The sequence below is a fragment of the Nitrosopumilus sp. genome (assembly GCF_025699255.1).
GTDB lineage: Archaea > Thermoproteota > Nitrososphaeria > Nitrososphaerales > Nitrosopumilaceae > Nitrosopumilus.
The window spans coordinates 240,415-266,080 of the sequence record NZ_JAILWA010000002.1 but is presented as its reverse complement, the minus strand read 5'-3'; the positions used below and the strand labels follow the sequence as shown (position 1 = coordinate 266,080).

General features: G+C 34.8%; 19 protein-coding genes. 7 read left to right on the top strand and 12 right to left on the bottom strand.

From position 1 onward, the window contains the following. Window positions 1-13: 13 nt before the first annotated feature. Genes K5781_RS03560 through K5781_RS03535 form a run of 6 tightly spaced genes read right to left on the bottom strand, consistent with a single transcriptional unit; the run spans window position 14 to window position 10,588 of the window. The gene (locus K5781_RS03560) at window positions 14-1,669 is read right to left on the bottom strand and encodes a tetratricopeptide repeat protein (RefSeq protein ID WP_297440879.1); all 1,656 of its coding nucleotides are present in this window, start codon (window positions 1,667-1,669) and stop codon (window positions 14-16) included. Between the two features lie 50 nt (window positions 1,670-1,719). Further along, on the bottom strand, window positions 1,720-2,898 hold the full coding sequence (locus K5781_RS03555) for a hypothetical protein (RefSeq protein ID WP_297440779.1): 1,179 nt from the start codon (window positions 2,896-2,898) through the stop codon (window positions 1,720-1,722). Between the two features lie 42 nt (window positions 2,899-2,940). Then, entirely contained in the window at window positions 2,941-3,171 is a 231-nt protein-coding gene (locus K5781_RS03550; protein WP_297440776.1) for an LSM domain-containing protein, read from the bottom strand. A 25-nt stretch (window positions 3,172-3,196) separates the two neighbouring features. Next, window positions 3,197-6,988, bottom strand: a complete 3,792-nt coding sequence (locus K5781_RS03545) for a DNA-directed RNA polymerase subunit A' (protein ID WP_297440774.1) — start codon at window positions 6,986-6,988, stop codon at window positions 3,197-3,199. A 1-nt stretch (window position 6,989) separates the two neighbouring features. Continuing rightward, on the bottom strand, window positions 6,990-10,337 hold the full coding sequence (locus K5781_RS03540; RefSeq protein WP_297440772.1) for a DNA-directed RNA polymerase subunit B: 3,348 nt from the start codon (window positions 10,335-10,337) through the stop codon (window positions 6,990-6,992). Continuing rightward, the gene (locus K5781_RS03535; RefSeq protein ID WP_297440770.1) at window positions 10,337-10,588 is read right to left on the bottom strand and encodes a DNA-directed RNA polymerase subunit H; all 252 of its coding nucleotides are present in this window, start codon (window positions 10,586-10,588) and stop codon (window positions 10,337-10,339) included. The genes K5781_RS03540 and K5781_RS03535 overlap by 1 nt, the downstream gene beginning before the upstream one ends. Window positions 10,589-10,768: 180 nt before the next feature. Between K5781_RS03535 and K5781_RS03530 the strand changes: the two genes are divergently transcribed. The 4 genes from K5781_RS03530 (at window position 10,769) to K5781_RS03515 (ending at window position 14,398) form a co-directional block, all read left to right on the top strand. Continuing rightward, on the top strand, window positions 10,769-11,593 hold the full coding sequence (locus K5781_RS03530; RefSeq protein WP_297440877.1) for a PEFG-CTERM sorting domain-containing protein: 825 nt from the start codon (window positions 10,769-10,771) through the stop codon (window positions 11,591-11,593). A 108-nt stretch (window positions 11,594-11,701) separates the two neighbouring features. Next, entirely contained in the window at window positions 11,702-12,565 is an 864-nt protein-coding gene (locus K5781_RS03525; protein WP_297440768.1) for a PEFG-CTERM sorting domain-containing protein, read from the top strand. A 122-nt stretch (window positions 12,566-12,687) separates the two neighbouring features. Beyond that, window positions 12,688-13,518: a PEFG-CTERM sorting domain-containing protein gene (locus K5781_RS03520; RefSeq protein ID WP_297440875.1), complete on the top strand. Its 831-nt coding sequence runs from the start codon at window positions 12,688-12,690 to the stop codon at window positions 13,516-13,518. Between the two features lie 73 nt (window positions 13,519-13,591). Further along, window positions 13,592-14,398 carry a PEFG-CTERM sorting domain-containing protein gene (locus K5781_RS03515; RefSeq protein ID WP_297440766.1) on the top strand — a complete coding sequence of 269 codons (807 nt, stop codon included), beginning with the start codon at window positions 13,592-13,594 and terminating at the stop codon, window positions 14,396-14,398. On the opposite strand, the gene K5781_RS03510 is transcribed toward K5781_RS03515, so the two are convergent. The 3 genes from K5781_RS03510 to larC are packed head-to-tail and all read right to left on the bottom strand — an operon-like array spanning window position 14,395 to window position 17,580. After that, entirely contained in the window at window positions 14,395-15,564 is a 1,170-nt protein-coding gene (locus K5781_RS03510) for a cysteine desulfurase family protein (RefSeq protein WP_297440764.1), read from the bottom strand. The genes K5781_RS03515 and K5781_RS03510 overlap by 4 nt on opposite strands. Beyond that, on the bottom strand, window positions 15,561-16,358 hold the full coding sequence (larE, locus tag K5781_RS03505) for an ATP-dependent sacrificial sulfur transferase LarE (RefSeq protein ID WP_297440762.1): 798 nt from the start codon (window positions 16,356-16,358) through the stop codon (window positions 15,561-15,563). The genes K5781_RS03510 and larE overlap by 4 nt, the downstream gene beginning before the upstream one ends. Next, window positions 16,351-17,580: a nickel pincer cofactor biosynthesis protein LarC gene (gene larC / locus K5781_RS03500; protein WP_297440760.1), complete on the bottom strand. Its 1,230-nt coding sequence runs from the start codon at window positions 17,578-17,580 to the stop codon at window positions 16,351-16,353. Before larC ends, larE begins: the two co-directional genes overlap by 8 nt. 89 nt (window positions 17,581-17,669) lie before the next feature. Between larC and K5781_RS03495 the strand changes: the two genes are divergently transcribed. The 3 genes from K5781_RS03495 (at window position 17,670) to K5781_RS03485 (ending at window position 21,035) form a co-directional block, all read left to right on the top strand. Further along, window positions 17,670-18,584 carry a malate dehydrogenase gene (locus K5781_RS03495; protein WP_297440758.1) on the top strand — a complete coding sequence of 305 codons (915 nt, stop codon included), beginning with the start codon at window positions 17,670-17,672 and terminating at the stop codon, window positions 18,582-18,584. A 33-nt stretch (window positions 18,585-18,617) separates the two neighbouring features. Then, on the top strand, window positions 18,618-19,388 hold the full coding sequence (larB, locus tag K5781_RS03490) for a nickel pincer cofactor biosynthesis protein LarB (RefSeq protein ID WP_297440756.1): 771 nt from the start codon (window positions 18,618-18,620) through the stop codon (window positions 19,386-19,388). 66 nt (window positions 19,389-19,454) lie between these two features. Then, window positions 19,455-21,035: a radical SAM protein gene (locus K5781_RS03485; protein WP_297440754.1), complete on the top strand. Its 1,581-nt coding sequence runs from the start codon at window positions 19,455-19,457 to the stop codon at window positions 21,033-21,035. Between the two features lie 29 nt (window positions 21,036-21,064). On the opposite strand, the gene K5781_RS03480 is transcribed toward K5781_RS03485, so the two are convergent. From K5781_RS03480 to K5781_RS03470, 3 genes are read right to left on the bottom strand one after another with little or no spacing between them, the layout of a single operon-like run. Further along, on the bottom strand, window positions 21,065-21,388 hold the full coding sequence (locus tag K5781_RS03480) for a hypothetical protein (RefSeq protein ID WP_297440753.1): 324 nt from the start codon (window positions 21,386-21,388) through the stop codon (window positions 21,065-21,067). Between the two features lie 47 nt (window positions 21,389-21,435). Next, window positions 21,436-22,410, bottom strand: coding sequence for a CFI-box-CTERM domain-containing protein (locus K5781_RS03475; protein WP_297440751.1), 975 nt, complete (start codon window positions 22,408-22,410; stop codon window positions 21,436-21,438). A gap of 54 nt (window positions 22,411-22,464) precedes the next feature. Then, window positions 22,465-25,653 carry a peptidase gene (locus tag K5781_RS03470; RefSeq protein ID WP_297440749.1) on the bottom strand — a complete coding sequence of 1,063 codons (3,189 nt, stop codon included), beginning with the start codon at window positions 25,651-25,653 and terminating at the stop codon, window positions 22,465-22,467. Window positions 25,654-25,666: the final 13 nt, after the last annotated feature.

The following is a 25,666-nucleotide window of genomic DNA, read 5'->3' as shown; positions in this document are numbered from 1 at the left end:
GAAATTCAAGAAATTAGTTTAGAAAATCAAATAGAGAACCCAAAGTTGAAAACGCAATACCTACTTCATCAAAGAAATTCTGAGATGTTTGTTTTTCTGAATTTATAATTAAGACAGGTTCAGATTGGGGTTTTGGATTAATTGTCTTTTCATCAGATACATCAACTGGAGTTATTTGATTATCATGGTTTGCAGATAAAGCAATTTGAAGATTTTTCTGTGCCGTAAAATAACTTGGATTCTTTTCCAAAATTTCAGTGTACAGCAAAATTGCATCATCTAAATTTCCTAAATTAGCAAGGGCGTTTGCTTTGTTATTTTTTGCAGGAAGAAAATCAGAATCTATTCTAATTGCATGATCATAAAACACTATAGCCTCAGAATAATAGCCTAATTTTCCCAAAGTTGAGCCTTTGTTGACTAGAATTTCAACATCGTTAGGATTGTTCATTAGAGATTCATTGAAAAAATTCAACGAACTGTCAAATTTGCATAAACGATACAGTGCAGGCCCCATTCCATCATAGTAAGAAATTGTATCAGTGTAAGTGCTTGAGTCACATTCTAATTGTATTTGATTAAGTAATTTTCCTAATTCAATATCTTCTACTGTAAGGTTGTTTTCTTTTTTAATTTTAATTTCTTTTTTTGCACCATCATCTGTTTTTTTAATTGGATTATTTTCTAAAACGGTATTTGATATTTCTTTTTTATTTTCGGATTTTTTTGATGGAGTGTCATTGATTACAGATTGAGATGGTGTAGTTGTTGTAGAGGATTCTTGTGATGTGTTAGTTTGTTCTGTTGTAATAGTTTTGTTTGTGGTTTCTGTTGTAGTTTCGTTTGTGGTTTCTGTTGTGGTTTCATTTGTAGTTTCGTTTGTGGTTTCTGTTGTGGTTTCATTTGTAATTTCGTTTGTGGTTTCTGTTGTAGTTTCGTTTGTGGTTTCTGTTGTAGTTTCGTTTGTGGTTTGTTCAGTTTCTGGCAACACACTATAGTAATCAAAAAAAGATGTCACTTCAGATTCTGCATAGTGTGCTTTGATAGAATAAGTTCCATCAACTCTAAAATTTACACCATCCTTTGCAAGAAAGCTTGTAGTAAATTCCATATTCGAATCTATGGCACCAAAATAAAATCCAGCAGGCATTCCAAACGGATCATAAATTCCAATCAAAACAGTTGGAGAATCTACAGATGAAACAAGACCAGTGATTTCAATTACTTCGTTGTCAGTGTATTGCTTTTTCTCAGTGTAAAGCAAAATTACCTCAGGTTCCACATCTTCAATAAAAATTTCAGGAATAGAAAGTTCCCCATCCATCAGAAAATAGTGGTTTTGAGAAATTTGTCCATAGTCAAGTTTTACCAGATATTCACCAGATTTCTCATAGAAAGGGGATTCAAGATTGATGGTTTTGGAAAAAATGTTTTCTGAAGAAATCTCTAGATTGTTTGCAGACAAAACTTTCCCATCAGGATCATAAATGCTCATGGCAATTACAGGCATTCCAACATCTAAAATTTCACCAGTTATTGTCAGAGTGTCACCAAGCTCGTAAAGTTGCTTATCAAAGTTGACAATAATAGAATCAGCAAACACATCTGCCAAAAGAACGGGAGTCAATACGGTTAACACTAAGGCAATTCCTAAAACGTATCCTAACACAAGGCTCAAAACGTAATTTTCTATTTAATAATCACGTAGAAATTATACTTTCATTCCACAGTTATCAAAGTAGACATTTTTGGAGATAGTGCAGTTGGATTATTTATTGAATTCCACACAAAAGTTTCAATTTCATATGTTCCGGATTCATCAGGAATCCAAGATTGTGAAACATCAAGAATTTGTTGCGAGGAAATTTCGCCTTGAATCCAAGAAAGAGACTCTACAAAATTTTTGTCATTTTTTACCTGGAAAAAATAAACAAATTGTTGTTTTAGATCATGATTGTTAGCAACTGTGCCAACTATTTGTATTTGAGAATTTTTTGTATATGATTGAATTGGATTTCCAAAACCATCAGAAAAGGTAATCTCTGAATTTTGTATTCGCTCTATTGAAGGAATTGATGAATCAACTTTGGCAGATGTTTTGATTTCCAAGTTGTCCGTTATGGAGTAGGGTTTTGGCAAGGTGTAATCATCATATTTGGCAAAGATATCATCTCCGGCCATAGCATACAGTCGGTTTCCACTTGAAGGAGAGTTTTGAGATAGGGGAATTGTTGCAACAAACAAGCCAGAACTTTCAGATGTTTCAACTGCATTTACCTCAATGCCTGCAACATCTGAATCAGAGAACACCTGAACGGGCAAGTTATCCAAGGCTTCAGGATTCAGATTCATATCTGCATCAACTACTCTAACTATTACAGCATCTTCCAGAAAAAAAACATCTTTCATGAAATTAATTGTGCCAACATTCCAACTTACAGGAACAGATTCAACTAGTACTACCCCATCTGCAAATTCAAACGAAATAGTAATTGCAGAATCCCTATCAACTTCTAAAAACCCACTGGTTGGCCCATTTCCTATTGTTCGTGGAGACGTATCAAAATTTCCATCACCATCAACATCGTGAGTAAATCCCGTAAGAATTACCTCGGCAGTAAAAATTCCAGAGTTTACATCTGTTTCAGTAAATCGATATGGTTCAAGTGAATTTTCAGATGTAGAAATTTTAATTGGATGATCATTAGTGTCACCAATAGAATCAATCAGATGTCTATCAGAGTTCCAGCTAGGAGAGATAATGGTAATTTTCATTTTGTCAGTCCAAGAGTAAACAGGCTTGTCGGTAAAAATTGGAGAGTATGGATTATCGTAATCAGGTGCAGATTGCCCAAATGCCGGAAACAAAAGCAATGTCAACAAAAGAAACTGCAGCATACTGAAAATTCTTAATTATTGAATTTAATGTTTGATGAACTTTTAAGATTCATCTTCAGGCAAAGAGACTGCAAGGATGTTGTCTCCTCTAAGCAAAATCTTTCCTAGTTTTTCATGTTTTTCTTCAGAAACATCTTCAGCATTATCCAATGTCAAGTTCATATGGATATCAAAGTCTTTGAGTATTCCTTGAACAGTTTTTGTGTTTCTTAATCTCAACAACACAACTTTGTCTTTACTGTTATTCATCAATGTAGAAATTTCATCAGCCATAATTATCACTAAACTCCTCTGTCTCCTATTTCTTTTTACTTACTTGCATGTACAAATCAACAGTACCACTTCCAATTGGAATGTTACTGCCAACAATTACATTTTCAGTAATACCTTTGAGTTGTTCAATTTCACCACCAAGTGCAGCATGTGCAATTGTTGGTACTGTAATCTCAAATGCAGCCCTAGCAAGAACACTGTCCTTAGTACCTGCAATTCCATGTCTACCAATTTGTTGCATGTAACCTCTAGAACACATCAAATCAGATACTAGCATGATGTATCTGTTATCAACTTCTAATCCTTGATCACCCAAAGTATGGTTAAGTTCATCAATTAACGAATTTCTTGCAGCCTCAATTCCCAGAGTTCCTGCAATTTCAAAGACATTGTTTGTTCGAACATTCTTCTTATCAATTCCTTTTACTTCTAGAACTTTGGCAATGTTAGAACCGGTTGTCTGAATAACCCATTCATCATCTTTTTGGACTAATGTTACTCGTTCAATGTCTGGAACTCCCTTAACGGTAGTGTTGAGAACTTTGTTTCTAATTGCAATTGCAGTTGCAGTATCAGCCTCTTCAACTAAATTCAATGTGATTAGTTCGCCTGTAACTTCCATCTTGAATTTTTTATTTGAGGATAAAGCAGCCTCTACTTCAGATACAGAGCAACCTCTCTCTTGCAGTCTGTTTGGACTGAGAATTAATTTGATATTTGTAGAATAATCAGTTTCAGTATCAGCAATTAAGGCACTGACTTTGGTTTGCAACACATTTCTTGCAACTTCAATTGCTTTTTCTCTTGATTTCTTTGATTCTTCATCAAGGTAAATATCCATAGTTGGGGTAACAGGTTTCTTTCTAGCATCAACAAGTTCAATTAATCTTGGAAGACCAAGTGTTACGTTTCTTTCTTTAATTCCTGCAAAGTGGAAAGTTCTCAAAGTCATTTGAGTTCCTGGTTCACCAATTGATTGTGCAGTTACAATTCCTACTGCTTGACCTGGTTCGACTTTGGCTTTATTGTATAATGATAGACCTTTCTTACAAACTGCTTCAATACCATCTTTACTTAGATTGGATTTGTGTAAAGCATCAGTGACAAGTTCAGTCAATCTTGGATTGAATGTCTTGGTATATTTTTTAGCTAGAGTATCAATTTCGTCTTTGGTTGCTTTCTTTCCAGAATCAATGATGGTTTGAGATTCAGCCAATCTGCTTGCATTAAATGCCTCACCATGATCACTTTTCTGCACATCAATTCCATCTTCACCATAAAGGAATTGAACTATGTGTCCATGAGGATCTCTTACTGTTCCGTCATATTCTAATCTAATATGTTCTAAAGCGTTAATCAATCTACGCTGCATGTAACCACTTTGTTGTGTTCTAACTGCAGTATCTACAAGACCTTCACGACCTCCCATTGCGTGGAAGAAGAATTCTAGAGCAGTAAGACCGGTTCTGTAGTTTGATTTTACAAATCCATGAGCATCAGGATTACTGTCATGCTCTTGGTAGTGAGTTAATGCACGATTACTATAACCCTCATTCATTCTGTTACCTCTTCTTGATTGTTGTCCTAAGGCACCTGCCATCTGACCTACGTTAAGTGCTGAACCTCTTGCACCAGTTGTTGCCATAATTTTTCCAGCGTTGTTATCATCTAGAGAATCATTTGCAGTATCTCCTGCTTTGATTCTTGCTTTACCTAATTCATTAACAATGTAAGCCTCCAAAGCTTCTTCTGCCTTCATACCTCTAGTAAGTTTCAAAGTTCCTTTGTTGTATTGATCAGTCAAGTCAGCAACAATGCCATATGTTTCTTCAATATCATCTAGAATCTTTTGTACATTCTTTTCTGGAACTTCAAGGTCACCATAGCCATAACTGAAACCATAGTGAGTGATGAATTGTTTTACCATGATTAAAACAGAATTTAGGAAGTTTTTACCAACACCGTTTCCATAGTCTTTGGTAATTCTGTGTAAGATACTTTCAGGTTCTTCTGCACCAATTGATGTCTTGTCAATTACACCGCTGATGAGTTCACCGTTTTTGATGACAACATCTTTTTCAGGACCTTTTGTTCCCTTTGACCATTTTGATGTAAGGACATAGTTGAAGTCTTTTGGAAGGAACAATGAGAACAATTGTTTTCCAGTGTATGCTGGACCATCTTTTGTTTTTGTTCCAGGTTTTGGAAGTTCGCCAGTGTATCCACCAAGCATAGCATAGTTTGAAAATTCTTGAATAGATAGAACAGTATCATCTTTGGTTAACAGATAAGCGCCAGTAACAAAGTCTCTCAGTGCTCCAATAATTGGACCACCATATCTTGGAGAAATCAATTGATCTTGAACTCTCATCAAAAGAATTGCTTCTGCTCTTGCTTCCTCACTTTGAGGAACGTGAAGGTTCATCTCATCACCATCAAAGTCTGCGTTGTATGGTGGACAAACTGAAGGATGCAATCTGAAGGTTTTGCCTGGCAGTACTCTCACATAGTGAGCCATGATAGACATCTGGTGAAGTGATGGTTGTCTGTTAAACATAACAATATCGCCATCTGCAAGATGTCTTTCAATCAGATAACCAATTTCAAGGGTTTCAGCAATTGTAGAGCGGTCTTCTACGAAATCTAATCTAATTTTGACACCGTCTGGTCTAACAATATAGTTTACACCAGGGAACTTTTCAGGGCCGTTAATTACAAGTTTTCTCATTCTTTCAATATTCCATTCTGTAACAATTTCAGGAATGGTTAGTTTCATAGCAACTTGTTCAGGTACACCAACTTCAGACAAGTCCAAGTTAGGATCTGGAGAAATTACAGTTCTACTTGAAAAGTCAACTCTCTTTCCAGATAATGAACCTCTAAATCTTCCCTCTTTTCCTTTGAGTCTTTGAGTTAATGTCTTGAGTGGACGTCCGGAACGATGATGAGCTTGAGGAATTCCAGACACTTCATTATCAAAATATGTTGTAGAGTGATATTGCAACAAGTCAACCAAGTCTTGTACAATTAATGGCGGAGTTCCTGCTTCCTTACTTTCTTTTAATCTCTGATTAACTCTGATGATGTCAACCATTTTGTGAGTCAGGTCATCTTCAGATCTAATTCCTGTTTCAAGAATAATTGAAGGTCTTACAGTTACTGGTGGAACAGGCAAAGCCTGTAGAATAAACCATTCTGGTCTAGCAGTAATTGGATCATAAGATAGTAATTCTAAATCCTCATCAGCAATTTGTGAAAATCTTTCTCTAATTGTAATTGGCAACAATCTGTGTTCACCAATCTCAGTCTTCTCTACAAAGATTGTTGGTTTTGTAAATACCAATTCATATTGTGTTTTTCCACAGTGAGGGCATTCCTTTGCTTTTTTGGCTTTTTCAATAATTTGTTCTGGAATACGTTTTTGTGAAACAACAGTGTATGCGGCATGTTTATCCTTAATTTTTTTGAATGCATTTAGATCTTCTTGTGGTACTTTGAGTCTGGCACAAGAACGACATGTAGATTGTAGTAATTTGTAGATGTTATCAATAAATGCAATGTGCAAAATTGGTTCAGCTAGTTCAATGTGTCCAAAGTGACCAGGACATCTTGCAGCAGTGTTTCCACATGTAAGACATTTTTGTCCAGGCTCAAGTGTTCCCAATCTTCCATCCATCAAACCTCCTTGGACAGGCATTCCATCTTCATCATATGTTTCAGGAGCAGTAATTTCAGCTACAGAGTATTTTCTAATTTCAGTTGGAGACCAAACTGAGAAACGAATTCCATCAATTGCTTTGATTGCTTGGACAGACATTCTAGATTTTCTCCTTGATCAATAATCGAGGTGCAACATTAAGACTCTGCATCTCTTGTAACAATAACTTGAATGCATATGCTACGGAGACAGAAGACACTTTGGCTTTATCTCCACATACTCTGCAGACATATTTTCTTTGTTTAACATCATGATATGCAACAAGACCACATCTTTCACATACAAAAATATCAGATTTATCAGACTCATCTAACAATCTGTCTTTTAGAATCATAGAAGCACCATATGCAATCAAGCAATCTCTTTCCATTTCACCAAATCTCAATCCACCACCTCTTGCTCTTCCTTCAGTTGGTTGTTTTGTTAACATCTGAACTTGACCACGGGCTCTTGCATGTATTTTGTCTGCAACCATATGGTGTAGTTTTTGATAATATACAACTCCAATGAAAACTTCAACTGGGAATGACTTACCAGTTCTTCCGTCATACATTATTTCTTTACCAGAATATTCAAAACCATGTGCATCCATCACTTCTTTTACTTCAGGCATTTTCTCTCCGACAAATGCAGAACCATCAAATCTTTTTCCGCGCAAAGCAGCTGCTTTACCACAGATTGATTCCATCATCATTCCAACTGTCATTCTTGAAGGGAATGCATGAGGATTAATCAAGACATCAGGAGACATTCCACTTGCAGTGTATGGAAGATCTTCTGCTTTAGCTAAAATTCCCAAGACACCTTTCTGTCCATGTCTTGATGCAAATTTATCACCAATTTCAGGAATTCTCATATCTCTTGCACGGATTTTGTACATTTTTCCACCTTCGTTGGATTGAGTCATAACTACAGTATCAATAACACCGGCTTCAGAAGGTCTAACACCAATTGAAGTATCACGTCTATATGGTCCAGATGATTCAAATTCTCTATATTCTTCCATGAATCTTGGTGGACTAGTTTTTCCAATCAAAATATCCCCACCTTTAACTGTGGCTTCAGATGCTACTACGCCGTCATCTTCAAGTAATCTGTATGCACGTTCACCTTTGTAACCTCTAATGTTATCTTCGGCATTTGGAATCTCAAAAGTATCACGCATTCCACCAGGATATTGTTTTGCTTCAGCATCATAAATTCTAAAGAAGAAAGTTCTACCAAGACCTCTATCAACAGATGCCTTGCTTAGTACAATTGCATCTTCAATATTGTAACCATCAAATGGCAAAACTGCAACAACACAATTTTGTCCTGCAGGTCTGTCTTCTAATCCCAAAAGTTTCATTGCTTTTGTATTGACAATTGGAACTTGAGGATATAGCATAAAGTGTTGTCTAACATATGTACTGGTATTCATCATAGGTGTAGAAAATCCTAAACTCTGTTTTGCCATTGCAGATTCGTATGTATTTCTTGGAGATTGGTTATGTTCTGGATATGGAATGATAGAAGCACCTGCACCAAGAATTGCTGGAGGGAACACTTCCAAGTGGGTATGTTTCTTTGCATCTTTTTCATCCAAAGTAATATAGCAATTTTCTTCTTCATTTGCATCAATCATTTCCAAGACACCCATTCTCAAAAGGTCAGTCCATGAAAGTAATTTCTTTGAAATTTTATCTAGTAATTCTGAAGTTAACAATGGTTTGTTGTCTTTGATAATAATTAATGGACGTAATACTCTACCAGCATTGCAATTTACGTATAGTCTTCTTGTAGAACCTTCAATCTCAGATTTATGGAAAGAGACTCCAACATGTGGATGAATCTTTGAATTTCTTCTTAGTTCTCTGAGGGATTCAGCTAGTTCTCCTCCATCTTTGTAATAACCGATTAAACGACCATCTACAAAAATTCTAGTTCCATCTTTTTTCAAATCCTCTTTTGCATCAAAGAAATGAACAGTTCCAAGATCATAGAGTTTTTCTACTATTTCTTCAGATGGTACATTTACTGAAATAATTCCTGACAAGGCCAAGTTTTTCACCAAACCACAGTTTGAGCCTTCAGGTGTTTCACTCGGACAAATTCTTCCAAAGTGAGTTGCATGCAAATCTCTTGCCTCAAAGTTTGGTTGAGTTCTACTGAGAGGAGACTGAATTCTTCTAAGGTGACTAATGGTTGAAAGATAATTAGTTCTATCAAGTAATTGAGTGACACCAACTCTACCTCTTCCCCAGTTTCCAGTTGCAATAGCATTGTTTAGTTTATCAGTAATAATTCCAGGGCGGATTGCTGCAGCAACTGCATTGATTCCACGTTTCTGGCCAGATCTTTCTAATTGATACTTCATGTCTCTAACCAAATTTCTAAATGCAGTTCTGAAAAGATCTGCCAACATTTGTCCTGCAAATTTGATTACTTTGTTTCCATAATGATCTTTGTCATCAGGAGTAATCCATCCAAGTTTTAATTCTAATAATTTACATGCTGCTTCACCTAAGAATTGGGCCTTCTCTTTTCTATTTTCAGGATGTTTACCCAAGTGAGGTAATAGTCCCCAATCAAGCAAAGTTTCAGCTCGTTTAATCTGGAACTCTTCTAGCATTCCAGGTGCAATTCTTTTACTGATATAGACAATGGCATCTTTTGATGTTGGTACATCACCTGCTTTTTCAAAAGAGCCTTCCAATTCATCTTGTATCTCATCAACTAATGAAACCACAGATGCAATTTCTCTGTCAGATTCTAATCCAAGGGCTCTCATCAAAGTAACAACTGGAATGTCAACTGGAGAACCAGGAATTCGGGCAACAATTAATCCATCATTTTTCATTACTAGTTCTAATTTTGCACGATATCCTACAATTGAAGAATATACTTTAGCTTTGAAAACAATATTTCCACCAACGGTTTCTCTATCTACAATAATTTTGTTGTAAGAAAGATCTTCTAATCCAACAATGACACGCTCTGAACCATTAATTATGAAATAACCGCCAGGATCATTTGGGTCTTCACCATGTTCAATTAATTTTTGAGAAGAGAAATTATGCAATATGCAAGCGTTTGATTTTGCCATTACTGGAACATCTCCAATGTGGACAAATCTTGATTCTAAAATTTTTCCATCTTCAACAACACTTGCCTCCATCATTACTGGAGCAGAGTAAGAAACATTTCTCAATCTTGCTTCAGCTGGAGTGATATGAGTTATGGAACCATCCAGCTCCATCATTCTTGGTTGTTGAAGTTTGACTTTACCTAGTTGAATCTTGTAAGGATATTCTGCATTTTCAATATCAATTTGTCCAACTTCATTAATGATACTTTGTAATCCTCGTTCTAAAAATTCATCAAAAGAGTTTAGATGTTGACGTGCAATACCTTCACGTTTTAGAATGTCTTGAATTACTGGCCAACGTTTTGTTGAAGGATCAGCCATTAGATTTCCACCACATAACGATAATAGAGACTTTCACCAGCAGTTGGACTCTTTCTTGTAATTTTTATCATATCTCCAGGTTTTACACCAAGTCCCAAAATTGCAGGATCGTTTACAAAGATTAATGGTAATTCAGTTGGTTTACAATTGTATTTTTTTAAAACTTCTTCAGCTTCTTGCTTTGGAATAATTTCATGTTTTGGAACGTATACATGATCAGGTACTAAAACTTGATTTTTCTTAGTTGCCATTCAAAATACCCCCATATCGAACATTAAATGTAACACTAATGAAAACACACAAACTGTCAAAAATTCACGCTCGGGTTAATATATATGTAATTTGAAATCCGCAAAAAAAACAGTCTTTTTTCTATTTTGTCAACAAATTTTATCACAACCTTAAATAGTATAAATTTAGGCGTAAAAATGATGAAAGCTCATCTAACGGTGTTTGCCCTATCTGCAATATTATTTGCAAGTATTGGTATGGCACCAGCATTTGGACAAATACAAAGCTCGATTGTTGTTACTACAGATAAGTCATCATATTCAGAAGGTGACACAATTCTAGTAACAGGAGAAGTAAAAGATCTGTATGGTGTTCCAGTAAGTGTCATCGTTACATCTTCTAATGGAAGCATTGTTGCAATTGCACAAGTAGCAGTTGGTGCTGATAAAAAATTCAGTACTGAAATTACTGCAGGTGGAACAATGAGAACAGAGGGAACATACACTGTTACAGTTCAATATGGAAATGAAAATCGAACAGCAGCAACATCATTTGAATTTGGTGGATCTACAACAACACCAACAAATCCTCCTAAAGTTACTGACAAAACAGTATCAATTGAAGGTTCAACTGATTTGATAGGATATGAAATTACAGGTGGAAAACTACTTAGTATTATGCCTGATGTGGATGCAAATTCACTCATAGTTTCTATTTCTGCTACAAGCGATGGTTCATTGACTCTTACAATTCCTAGATCTATCATGGATGCAACAATGAATGGGGAAGATGATGACTTTTTCGTCTTAATTGATGGAGAAGAAGTAGACTTTGATGAAACAACAACATCAACAAACAGAGTTCTTACTATAGCATTCCCAGTTGGAGCAGAAGAGATCGAAATAATCGGTACATTTGTAGTCCCAGAATTTGGTACAATAGCAGCTATGATTCTTGCAGTAGCAATTATCTCAATAATTGCAGTCTCTGCAAAGTCAAGACTTAGTATTATACCAAGATACTAAATCTCATCTTTTTTCTATTTTTAAATACTAAGCTGATCTATACAGATTAGATCGCAAAATTCCATTTTTAAATATACATAAATAGCAATAATGCTGGGTGAAAATAGGATGAATTTTAAACGTTCTACAACATCAATGGCAATTGCCCTCATGGCACTGTCATTAGTTTCAATGACCTCTATTCAGCAAGATGCTTTTGCTCAAAATCTCGGAATGTCCATTACAGCTACAGCCGATAAAGGCTCAGATACAATTACTGTAACAGGTAAAACCGTATCAAAGCTTAATGACGTTACATTTACTGTAACTTCTCCAAGTGGAAGCAATGTTGTTGCAATTGATCAAGTGTCACCAGACGCAGAAGGAATTTTTGCAAAAACATTCAAAGTCGGACCAACATGGACTGAAGATGGATTTTACAAGATCAAAGCAATGCAAGGCACAGGAGCAAATTCATTGTACACTTTGAAGGTATTTGTTGAAATAACAGACGGTATGACTGAAAGAACTTCTGAAACCGAATCTAATTTAGAAACAGGTATTTTCACACCAAATACAACAAATGTTGCAAAAGATGCAGGGATTCTGCTTGATGCAATAATTATTGAAAATGGTTCTACAATGTTTGAGGTTACTGGAAAAACAGACAGAGTTAGTCAAGATATCACAGTGAAAGTGATTGCACCAAATGGAAATGTGGTAAAAGTAGCTCAAATATCACCAATGCTTGATGGCGAATTCGCTACTGAAATTACAGTAGGCGGACCACTATGGAAACAAGATGGATTGTACACTGTAATGGTAAAACAATTCGATGATCCAAAATATTCTGCTTCAACTGAAGTAGATATCAAGGACGGAGTTGTAGTCCCAGAATTTGGCACAATAGCAGCTATGATTCTTGCAGTAGCAATTATCTCAATAATTGCAGTCTCTGCAAAGTCAAGACTTAGCATTGTTCCAAGATACTAAGTTCACAACTTTTTTCTCTTTTTAAATATACATAAATAGAGACGGATGCAAATCGCAACAAGATGAACAACCGAACGTCGTTCGCGCTACTAGCCTTAATGACTGCAGTCGGTACTTTAACCATGTCATCAGCATATGCTGCTTCAGGAGATATTCCAGAAGCATGTGTAGGATGTTCAATGGAAGATGCCAAGGCAACAGCAAACAAAATGTTGAGAGAAGCTCTTCCAGTATCTGTTTGGACAGACAAAACAGGATATGGACATAGTGACATGATTATGGTAACAGGCCAAGTAGCAAACGTAGCCTCTGGATTTCCAGTTACAGTAACTGTTGTTAGTCCCTTAAACTCCATCGTTACAGTTGACCAAGTCAATGTATCACAAGATGGAACTTTTGAGACGACACTAAATACAGCAGGTGCTATGTGGAAATACGATGGTACCTACACCATTAAAGTAAACTATGGTAGTGCTGAAAAAAGCAACAGTGCAAAAGTTGAACTAACTGGTGGAGAAGCATATACACCAAATTACAACACACCAAACAACACAAAACAATGTGGCAGTAATGAAATATCTGCAAATGGTCAATGTGTACCATTTACAATTTCAGGTGGAATGGTAACTGGTGCAAAAATCAATACTGATGACAATTCAATTGTCATTATGATCAACGCAAAAGATGACGGAACACTAACAGTAAGCCCAACAAAAACAACCATTGACGGTATCTTCATGGTACTAGTTGACGGTGAAGAATGGGATGATGTTGAAATTGTTGCAAACAAAGTAACAGTAATGTTCCCAGCTGGCGCTGAGAAAATTGAAATAATTGGTACCCATGTAATTCCAGAATTTGGTACAATAGCAGCTATGATTCTTGCAGTAGCAATTATCTCAATAATTGCAGTCTCTGCAAAGTCAAGACTTAGCATTGTTCCAAGATACTAAAAGTTACACAACTTTTTTCATTTTTTCATTTTTTAATAGTAAAGGAAATATACAAACGAGTATTGAAAAGTTTGTGAGTTTGAAAGTATTTTATGGTTTGATATTATTATTTATGATTTCTACAGGAGTAGTTTTTGCTCAAGAATCAATAATTTCAGTTCAAACAGATGACAGTCATTATGATGAAGGAGATACAATAGTGATTTCAGGTCACATTGCAACAATAGTCGGAAGTACTCCTGTAACATTGCAATTATTTTCAGAAGGAAATCTTGTAGATATTGCACAAATCACAGTTGCTCAAGATGGTAGCTATTCTCATACAGTTAATGCAGAAGGTCCATTATGGCAAAAACAAGGAGAGTATACAGTCAGAGCATCATATGGCGAAGGTAATGTTGCAGAATCAGAATTTAGTTATTCTCCAAAATCAGAAGTATCTTCGACTGCAACAAATTTTGAAGTAGATGCAGGAAGTCATGGTACTTTTGATGTAGAATACACCATCAAAGGAGGAACAGTCAAAGATATGATAGTTGATTCAGAGATTTTTGCATTGATAGTACAAATTGACGCAGTAGATGAAGGAGTAATAACATTAGATTTGCCAAGAGAGTTCATCGGAGCAGAAAAACAAGATGGTAAAGACGATACGTTCATTGTTTTAATTGACGGTATAGAAGTAAGCCCTAAAGAATCATCTACAATAGGTGCAGATTCCAGAGTATTAAGAATAGATTTTGAAAATGGAGATTCAGACATTGAGATCATTGGAACTTATGTTGTTCCAGAATTTGGAAGCATTGTAATGATAATATTAGTAATAGGAATATTTTCAACAGTGGTATTTACAAGAAATAGATTTCTAGTTAGAGATTAATTTTTAGAATTAAAAGAATATTTTTCTTTGAAGGGTGAAAAAGATCTTAATTCTTCAACTATTTTTTTGAGGTGTACAACCGTTTGTTCAATTTCTTCTGCAGTATTGAAAACACCCATTGTCAATCTTAAAGATCCAGTTATTTGTTCATGAGAAAACCCCATTGCCTGTAAAACATGTGAAGCCTTTTGAGTATTAACAGAACATGCAGAACCAGTAGAGGCTGCAATTCCATATTCATCTAGTTTAATGATAAGATCTTCGCCGTTAACACCAAGAAATGTAAAATGAGCATTGTTAGGCAATCTAGATTTTGGATCACCGTTAAGAGTCACTTCAGGAATTTCATGTAAAACTTTGTCAACCAGAAGATCTCGAAGTTTACTAACATAAGCCATATTTTCATCCAAATGATTTTTTGCAATTTCACATGCCTTTCCAAATCCAACAATATTAGCAACATTTTCAGTACCAGAACGCAAACCATTTTCTTGACCACCACCTAAAATTACAGGATCAATTTCAATACCATTTTTGATGTATAACGCACCTATACCTTTTGGTCCATTTAGTTTGTGGGAAGAAATTGACAGTAAATCTATACCTAGTTCTTTGACATCAATTGGAATCTTGCCTACTGCTTGAACCGCATCTGTATGAAATGGAATTTTTCTTTCATTACATATTTTAGCAATTTCAGAAATTTTTTGTATGGCACCTACTTCATTATTTCCAAACATTATTGAAACTAGACAAGTATTATCAGATAAGCGATTTTGTAATTCTTGAGGATCTACCATTCCAAAATTATCTACAGGAAGATAATCAATGATCAGACCAGATTTTGAGAGATTCTTACAAGGTTCTAAAATTGCATCATGTTCAATTAGAGATGTAATGATTTTATCAGATGAACCAGATCTAGAAATTCCTCTCAGAACAGTATTGTTTGATTCTGTACCACCAGAAGTTATCAGAATTTCAGAGGGTTCTGCATTGATTAATTGTGCAATTTGTTTTCTTGCCTTTTCAATTGCCTTATGAGCAAGTCTACCATATCTGTGAATTGATGATGCATTGCCATACTGTTCTTTAAGATATGGCAACATGGATTCTAAAACATCATCATGAATTTGAGTAGATGCTGCATTGTCAAGATAAATCAATCTGCAATCACGTTAATTTTTCCTGGTTTATATCCTTCCTGATCAACTTCAACTGAAATAAATCCAATCAATTTCAATTTCTCATTTAGTTGGTCTAAGATGTTTTTATCAAGTCTTGATATCATCTGTTTTTCAACTTCAATTTTTGCAGAACCATTCATATCACGAACTCGTACTTGCTTTACGTTTGTTAGTTGTTTAACAATTGTTTCACCAAGTTCTATTCGAAGTAATTTTTCTGCAGTTACTCTTTGACCCCAAGGAATTCTTGATGCCAAACAAGAATTTGAGGGTTTGTCATATATAGATAATCCAACAGATTTTGCAATTTCTCTAATGTTTGATTTTGAAAAGTGCGTTTCTACCAAAGGACTTCTAATTCCATTCTGTTTTAATGCTTCAATTCCAGGCCTATAATCACCCAAATCATCAAGATTTGTTCCATCCACAATTACTTCCACGCCATGTTCTTTTGCCAATTTAGTCAAATGTTCTCCTAATTCCATCCTACAATGAAAGCATCGATCTGAATCATTTTTTGTGAAAGATTCGTTTTCAAGCTCACTATAATCTAAAAACAATTGTTTAATACCGATTTCAGAACAAATCTGTTTAGCAGTTGCCAATTCTTCTTTTGATAAAGTTTTGTAATCAGCGGTAACAGCAATTGCAGAGTTTCCGAGTTTTTGGAATGCAGCATATGCAACAAGAGCACTATCTACACCTCCAGAAAGAGCAACCATTACTTTGTTTTTGTCATCAAACCAATTTACAAGATTTTCAAGACTAGGCATTTTTTAACTCCAATTTTTCTATTTCTTTCCTCAACAAAGATTCTGTTGCTTTAATGGATTTATCAAGAATTTTTGAAATTTTTTTCAAATCATCAAATTCTATCTTAAAATCATTTTTTCCCTTAAAGGATGATTTTTTGTAGTTTATTTCAAAAAGATTCCCATTCAAAGATATAGAAGCCGAATGGCTTGATCTAGGAACTATAAATCTATTAGAATCAGAAATTCGGACACCCAAAGTTCCAGTTTCTAATATCAGAGTATCAACTATCTCATCAACAGTTTCATCAGTACAGATAACTGATACAAGATTTGTGGGTCTTCCCTTCTTGGTAATTCCGTGATAAATAGAGACGTCTCGAGCTCCTTTTTCCATAATCTTCTCAATAAGATTTCCTAAAATTTCTCCAGATACATCATCTACATTGGTTTCAAGGATTTTTACTGAATCAACTTCCAATTGGTTTTCTGAGCCTCTGATAATTTTCAGTGTGTTTGAAAAAGATTCAAAATCTTTTTGACCTGCCCCATATCCAATAGCATCTACTTTCATTGGAGGGTAGTATTTTACAGATTCATGAGCAAAATTTACTAAAATGCACGCACCGGTAGGAGTAGTAAGTTCCTCATTTGCATCATTGCCTTGAATGATCAAATTAGAATTCTTAAAAATCTCCAAAATTGCACTTGCAGGATTTGACATTGTGCCATGTGAAAAAGTTACAGAGCCACCTCCAACAGAAATAGGTAAGCATACAATTTTTTCTTCAAATAATTCTAAATCATCTATTGCAATTGTGATTCCAATAATATCTACCAAAGTATCTATACTTGATGCCTCATGAAAATGAACAGAATTTTCAGGAATTCCATGTATTTTAGATTCTGAAGAAATGAGTGTATCTATACAGGATTTTGCAAAAATTTTTGCTTTTTCAGAAAGATTCAGTTCTTTTGTAGAATTGATAATTGCAGTTTTAATCTCATGACCTTTTCTTTCATGAATATCTTCATCAATATCTAAAAGTAACTGTAATGATTCAACTCCATTTTTTTGGATTTTTTCAAATTCAATTTTTTTAATTGTCGAACCTGAAAGAAATTTTTCAGACAATTTGATTCCATCAATTATTTTATTTTTGTCAGCACCCAAATCAACTAAGGAACACAGAAGCATATCACCAGAGATCCCAGCTATTTGAGGATCAATAACAACAACCATGATTAAAAATTATCAAAAATGCTTATAAATTCGACTAATATTTCACGACTTTCACTAGATTTAATTATTGAAAATTAACACCGATTTTCATGATTACTATCATCGGTTCTGGTAAAGTGGGTGGAGACGCTGCATTGTTTTCAGCGTTAAAACGACTAGATGATCAAATATTATTACTCGATGTAGCTGAAGGGCTTCCTCAAGGAGAAGCTATGGATATCAACCATATGTTATCAGAACAAGGAATAGACGTAGAAGTCAAAGGTTCTAATGATTTTGCAGACATGAAGGGTTCAGATGTTGTTGTAGTAGTAGCAGGTTCTGGAAGAAAACCAGGTATGACCAGAATGGATCTTTTGAAAATTAATGCATCAATCGTGAAAAGCGTAGTAGAAAATGTAAAAAAATATGCAGATAATTCAATGATAATTCCTGTAACAAATCCACTTGATCCTATGGCATACATAACATACAAGGTTTCAGGATTTGACAGAAGTCGGGTATTTGGAATGGGTGGAATGTTAGATTTATCAAGATTCAGACAATTTATTCATGAAGCAACAGGTCATTCTCGAGATTCAATCAGAGCACTAGTTATTGGAGAACATGGGGAAAATATGTTACCTCTACCAAGATTTTCATCAGTATCAGGCATTCCATTATCGTCATTTTTGCCAAAAGAAAAACTAGACGAATTGGTCGTTAACACAAAACAAGTAGCAGCAAAAGTTATTGAATTGAAAGGAGCTACAGTACATGCTCCAGGAAATGCAATTTCGGCAATTGTTGAATCAGTGGTAAGAGACAGAAAACAAGTCATTCCAGTTGCAACATATCTTGATGGAGAATATGGTCATTCGGATGTAACTATTGGAGTACCAGCAATAATTGGCAAGAAAGGTGTAGAAAAAATCATCGAATTAAACCTTAATGATGAAGAGAAACAAGTGTTTGATAAGGCAGTTGAAAGTGTAAAAAGTGCCATCTCAGGTATTGAAATCTAAGCCTTTTTTTACACTAACAAAGACTGTCAATTATTGGATATCAATGAAATATTAGAGTCAGTAAAAGAAGGTAAAATTTCAACAAATAATGCAAAAAAACTATTGTCATTATATTCAATTGAAAAAATAGAAGGGTTTGCAAAAATAGATATCAATAGAAAAAACAGAAGGGGAATTCCAGAAGTTATTTTTGCAGAATCAAAAGAATTAGAAGAGATTAAAAAAATAACAAAAAAAACTTTAGAAAAAACAAATTCGGTTATCATATCAAGGATCAAGAAAAAAGATTATCCAAAAATCTTAACATTTGCAAAAAGATTAAAAGTGAAAATCAAAACTGGAAAAAATTCATCGACAATACTATTGTTTAAAAAACCAATCAAATTTCACGGAGGCAAGGTAGGAATAATCACAGCAGGAACTTCAGACATAGGAGTGGCTGAAGAATCCAGATTGATGTGTGAAGCAATGAATTGTAAATGTATAGTTAGTTATGATGTTGGAGTTGCAGGAATACAAAGGATTTTTCCAGTTTTAAAAGAAATCATAGATGAAGAGGTGGAATGCATAATTGTCGCAGCAGGAATGGAGGGGGCTTTAGCTACATTAGTTTCCACATTAGTAGACATTCCAATAATAGGAATTCCAACATCAGTAGGATATGGATATGGAGAAAAAGGAATAGCAGCATTAGCTTCGATGCTTCAAAGTTGTTCATTGGGATTATCAGTGGTAAATATTGACAACGGAATTGCAGCAGGTGGAATAGCAGCAAATATAGCAAATAGAGCAAGCAAAAAATAATAACAAAAATTTAGGCCATGTCTATCTCGTAAATGATATATAACATAGTTAAAAGAAGTTGGATAATTGGCTGGCAAACGTGTTGTACTTACTGCTGATCGTAGCTTAATGACAAATTATCGTGGAAATTTTCTTTATGGATTTATTGCATGTGGGCCCTATGAAGTTTTACCAGAATGGGTTTTTGACAAAGTATTTTGCCCATCTGTAGAAACAGATCCAATTACGGGAGAAGTTAAAGTTGCTCAAGTAGGATTAAGAAGAATTGAAAGTTCATTGATTCAAGGAGGATACAAAAGAGAAGATGTATTCATGGCACATCCTGAAATGCTACACAAATCAATTGGTCCAGATACAAAAGTAGTCGGAATTAACGTAATGGATCCATTGGGTATGGCTCCAGTTACAACAACAATGTCCCCAGAAAAATTATCCTATGTTGCGATGAAATTTAAAAAAATGTGTGCAAGCATAATTCAACTCAAAAAGAAATATGATTTCAAAGTTGTAGTAGGAGGAAATGGAGCATGGGAATTAGCCAAATCAGATAGAATGAAAATACATGGAATTGATACAGTTGTTGTTGGGGAAGCAGATGAGTTAGCTGTAGATTTATTTCAAGATCTAGAAAAAAATGATGCACCAGAATTAATGCATTGTTTTGTACGAAATCTCGAAAATATACCAGTTATTGAAGGACCTACAATCAATTCATTGATTGAAGCAATGAGAGGCTGTGGAAGAGGTTGTGACTTTTGTGATGTGAATAAAAGATCAAAAAAAGATCTACCTCTAGAAAGATTACAGCATGAGGCTAAAACTAACTTAGATTATGGATTTGATTCAGTTTGGTTACATTCTGATGAAATGTTACTTTATGGATGTGATAATAGAGACTTTGTTCCAAACAGAGACGCAATTGTTGATTTGTGGAAAGGACTAAAAGGATTAGGAGCAAATTTTGTAGGAACTACACATATGACATTTTCTGCTGTTGCGGCAGATCCAATTTTGATGCAACAAATTTCTCATGTTAATGAACAAGACAAAACAGGCAGATGGCTTGCAACAAATCTTGGAATTGAAACAGTAGCACCAGATATGGTAAAGAAACACTTGGGTGTAAAAACAAAACCATTTTCTCCAGAAGAATGGGGAAGTGTTGTAAGAGAAGGAGCCAAGATTCTAAATGAAAACCATTGGTTCCCAGCAGCAACCATCATTATTGGTTGGCCAGATGAAACACCAGATGATATTCAATATACAATAGATATGATGAGTGACTTTAGAGAAATGGACTTTAGAGGATTAGTTGCACCACTACTATACCAAGACTTTAGTGAAAAGAATTCAATGCATTTTGGAAATTTGAATGAAGCACAATTTACATTATTTTGGAAATGCTGGGAAAATAATTTACGAGTAATTAATGACATCATTCCAATCATTCTCAGAAACAAAACATATGGTCCACCAATGAAAGTATTCATGTATGGAATTCTAAAAGCTGGTACTTGGGCAATTATGAGATATTTGAGAGGATTATGTAAGGATCTATTCAATGGAAGAACTCCGGATGAAATTATAGGAAAATATGCCAGAAGTAGATCAGTAACTGCACCAAAAATTCAAACAAAGAAACTATAGATTTTCAATAAAATGGGAACGCCCCCTCTTTATAGATTTTCAATAGCAACATCTGCTATTGTGTTTCGTTTCGGGGTCAAAGAAATAAAGTATACTTTGTCTGCTCTTTCTACACCTTCAACTTTTTTGAATGATTTTGATGCGACGTCAAATTCATAAATTCCAGGTTCAAGAGAACCTTTTGCATAAAGCATAAGATATGTTTCTCCAGTTGAAGGACTAAGAGGAATAAAAGATAAAACATATCCCTTATACGAATTGATAGGCATTGTATTTTTCATTGGCGGAGCAGCTGATGCCATATACATTAGAATATCTTCAATTGTTTCAAATTCCTCATATTCAATATGCATGAAAAACTGTAGTGTGTTTCAGTATAATAACCTAGAGAGATGTAAGATTATTTTCTAGATTTGATATGTTGATGAACTTTGAATCCAATTAATGCAGGTGCTGCAATATACATACCCAAGTTAAGAGCAATAACTGAAATTCCTAGACCCAAGACTTCAGCTTCAGAGCCTTCATCAGCTAATGACATGATTGATAGTGTAGAAAGCATTGGAGTGATGAGAGTCTTTACTGTTTCTTTAAACATTGGGCTTTCTCTTTCCCAATCAGCAACAGTTGGTGCAAATGAATAGTATAATGTGTTAAATCCTAACATAAAGGAGGTTCCAGATGTTGTGCTGAATAATGTGTTATCTCGAATTTCTCTAAGTAATTGTACTTGTGGTGCTAATTCAGTGCCATATGCAGCAGTAGCAATTAGACATCCACTGTCTGGTTCTGGCTCAGATTTAATAACTTGACAAATTCCATTTACTAATTCAGTTCCTGCACCACATGTTGGTTCTGGTTCTGGTTCAGGTGTTGGTTCTGGTTCAGGTGTTGGTTCTGGTTCTGGTTCAGGTGTTGGTTCTGGTTCTGGCTTTGGTTCTGGCTTTGGTTCTGGCTCAGGTTGACCAGAAATTACTTGTTCTCCACCAACATAATTTACTGATACTTCAGAGCTATCAGCACCGTAATGAAATTCAACTACATAATCACCATTTAATTTCCACAAAGGACCACCAGCAACAAAACTTTTTGAAAAAGAACCATCAGAACTTGGATTTACTTGTCCAATTCCTACAATATTGTTATCAGGAGATTTAATGATAAATGTAAGTCCCTTTCCATCTGAAGAATTATAATCTTTTATGCTTCCTGAAACTTTTACAGTTGCACCATTAGAAGCAATCTCAAGATCAGTTGAGATAGGCAATGCAGGATTTGGGTCGCTGGTTGCAAAAGCAGTACCACTGATGCCATAAGATATAATTGAAATTGATAATAATGCAAATGCTAAGAATCCAGTTAGCCTCATTTTCATTTTGATTCGTGAGTTGAGGTATTTATGTTTTCAATGAAACAAAAATTGACCAGATTATATTCTTATGATACCTTTATTGACCAAGAATTGAATTGATTTTACAAAGTCTTCATCAGATATTTGATCATCTGCCCACCATTTTGCATTGTTTTTGATCCAATCAGGAATTTTTTGGGAAGCAACAGAAAGTTCAGTGTCAGGTTTAACAATTATGAGACCTTTTTCAATCAAATATTCAAGTCCTCCAATAAAATCTGAATCAGACACAGAATTAGAAGACCACCATTTTGCATTGTTTTTGATCCAATCAGGGATTATTGGATTTACAACTTTAAATGAAATAGTTTTTAAAAATGAGTCATTATGAGATAGTTCAATTTTGTAAATACCTGTCAAGGTATTTTCATTAATTGAAATTGCGGATTTGAAACTGCCGGCACTAGATAAAATTGAAGCAAAATTCTGAATTTTTCCATCAGGAGCTATAATGACAACATCCAAAGGAATTCCTCTTCGAGGATTTTCAACTGTTCCAGATAGTATAATTTCATCAGATTGTCCCGAAACAGGTTTGACTATTTCATATGTACTGAGTTGTGCAGATGTAGGAAAAGAAGATGTTTGTGTTCGCAACAAACTAAAAACATTTGAATTTCCAAAATTGTCTCTAGAATCATAATATTTAGCATCAAGGCTACCACCAGCTGAAGAGATTAGTCCAGTTCCAGATTTATTGCAAATTTTGGATGGCATTTTGAAGGTTCCCTCAAAAATTCCAGTGCTGGGACCAGTTTCTACAAGAGTAAAGCCAGTAGCACCCAATCCACCATATTCGACGCCATCTACAGTGCAACGTTTGTAACGAATATCCTTAATCAAAACTTCAAGCAATTTGATTCCATTTTTACCAACAGTATCAACATTAGAAGAATTAGGATCATTGATTACAAAATAGATATCAACTAAATCATTTTTCAAATTAAGATCAGGATCATTTAATGTCAAAGTTACAGGTTGACCAAATCTATAGGATTTAGAATCTGATGAAATGATTCCAGCACTTGTGTTAATATCAGATTGGAAAGAAGTTGTTGTAAAAACACCAGTTACATCAAGATCCGAATAGGAAATAAAAATTCCTTTATCATCAATTAGTCTATCAGTTACAATGAATTTTATTTGATCATCTATGGTCTGAACAGTTTGAATGAATGATGGATCTAAAATATTTAATTCATTAGCAACAGAATACTCCATCGTTCCATCAAAAGTAGAAGAATTGTCAGATGTTTCTTCTAATTCAAAACGATAAATAGAATTATTCACATCTTTTGAATTTTTTATTCCAAAAGAAAAGAAGTCAACTACAATAGGTTGTTTGTTTACTTCACTAGAAATGTCAAGATTATCACCACTTCCAGTAGAATCAAAATCGATTACAAGAAATACAGTTCCACTTTCGTCTGAGATATCAAGAATATCAGAATCATCAATTTGAATAAATCCATAAGAGGATGAAATATCTCCAGCATCCACAATAGTTATTGGAAATGAACCTAAAATTCCAAAAGATAGTGTAAATGTAGTATCACTGAAATCTGAAATTCCATAATCATTTTCAAATGATCTTAAATCATAATTTAGCCATGTTGTACCATCTGTATTTGATTTTGAGACATCCAGTAAACCAGATGATAAAGTAGATGCAGAAATTCCCAAATTCATTGAAATCATCTCATAAGAACCGTTTGCCACATTCGAGGTATCAATGATGAGCCTATCTGAATTAGTATCAGGCACAGATGAATTAGAAGTATCACCACCTACAAGAATTGGAGAGGCAGAATGGAATTGGACGGCATTTGCCTTCTCAAGAGTGACAGGATTTCCAATAGTCAGAGTAGGGATTATTGCAGTTGCTCTATAGACATCTAGATGATCACGGGAACCAGAATTAATATTTTGATCAGGATCAAACAAGGTTACAGGAAATTTAGTTCCTGGTTTTAATGACTGAAAACCATTTCCAATATTCAAAGTAGGATTTTCTAAGGAAACAGAAGCAGATGAAGATCCGGTAAGAATTGAGATTGAATTTTTATTGTAAGAAACAGAACCGGATTGACCTCTTGGTGCATTACTTAAAATTCCAAGAACAGATTGATCATTGTCATCCCCAGTAGTAAAGATTCCAGTATTTGGACCATCTTCAACTATAGTAACAATTTCAGAAAATGTTGTGGTTCCATCAGAAACACTTGTTGCAGGTTGTCTATCATTGGATTGTAATTCGATAACAGAGTTTTGAGTTACAGAAAGTTTTCCATTATCTTCAAAACCAATTTTAGAAAGGTTTGGAACTAAATCTACTAATCCAACTCCGCCATTTGCAGAGTTTTGTCCGTTTTCATCAAAAGCTTGGTAGAACGTTGATGGAGAAGATCCAACATCAAAAGTCCAAGAATCTTCATCAGTAGGATCTTGATTTAGTTGAAAATCATTAATTGTTAAGAATACTTCAGAATTATTTGGATAAAGAGTTCTATCAACATTCATAGAAATGTTTTGACTCTCATCATATTCTAACGAAACAGTTTGCGGTGAACCTCCTGGATTGTATTGAATTGTTACTTCATTAAATGAATATAATTGAATCAATGGCCAAGCATTTGTGTTTAATCCAATCTGACCTGTTGGGACATTAGAATTAGTATTAATGGATTTTGCATTTCTAACAACATTATTCAATATCGATCCAGTTGGAGATGCAGTACATTCAGATAATGCTGTGTTTCCATTAGTTGAACCGGTTGTTGAACGTGGTACAGCAAATCCATCTGTTTCAGATAAAGAAATTCCAATCACAGAAGACGGAGTATTCCTGCTACAAAATACTCCAAAATCCAATCCCTCCCCAGCAAGGCCAACAGTTGAATCAGCATTTTTCGCTTTGTCTAAATTTGCAAAATATGCATACCAGCTACCATCAGTTGCCTGGGTCATGCGTAATGATTTTCCATTAATTGTTACATCAGGTTCACCTTTGCCTTCATCGGTATCTGATAAATTATGATCAATGACCACTACTTCTACAACCATTGATCCAGAGAAATGGTTGTCAAATTGTGAATTTTCTGCAGAAACAAACAAGTTTGAATTACTTGATGCTTCGGCATCAAGTATAGGAATGCATAATAAAAGCGAAAAAGTTGCCACTAAAGCCAAAAACTTCCTGTCCAACATGGGTTAAGACCCA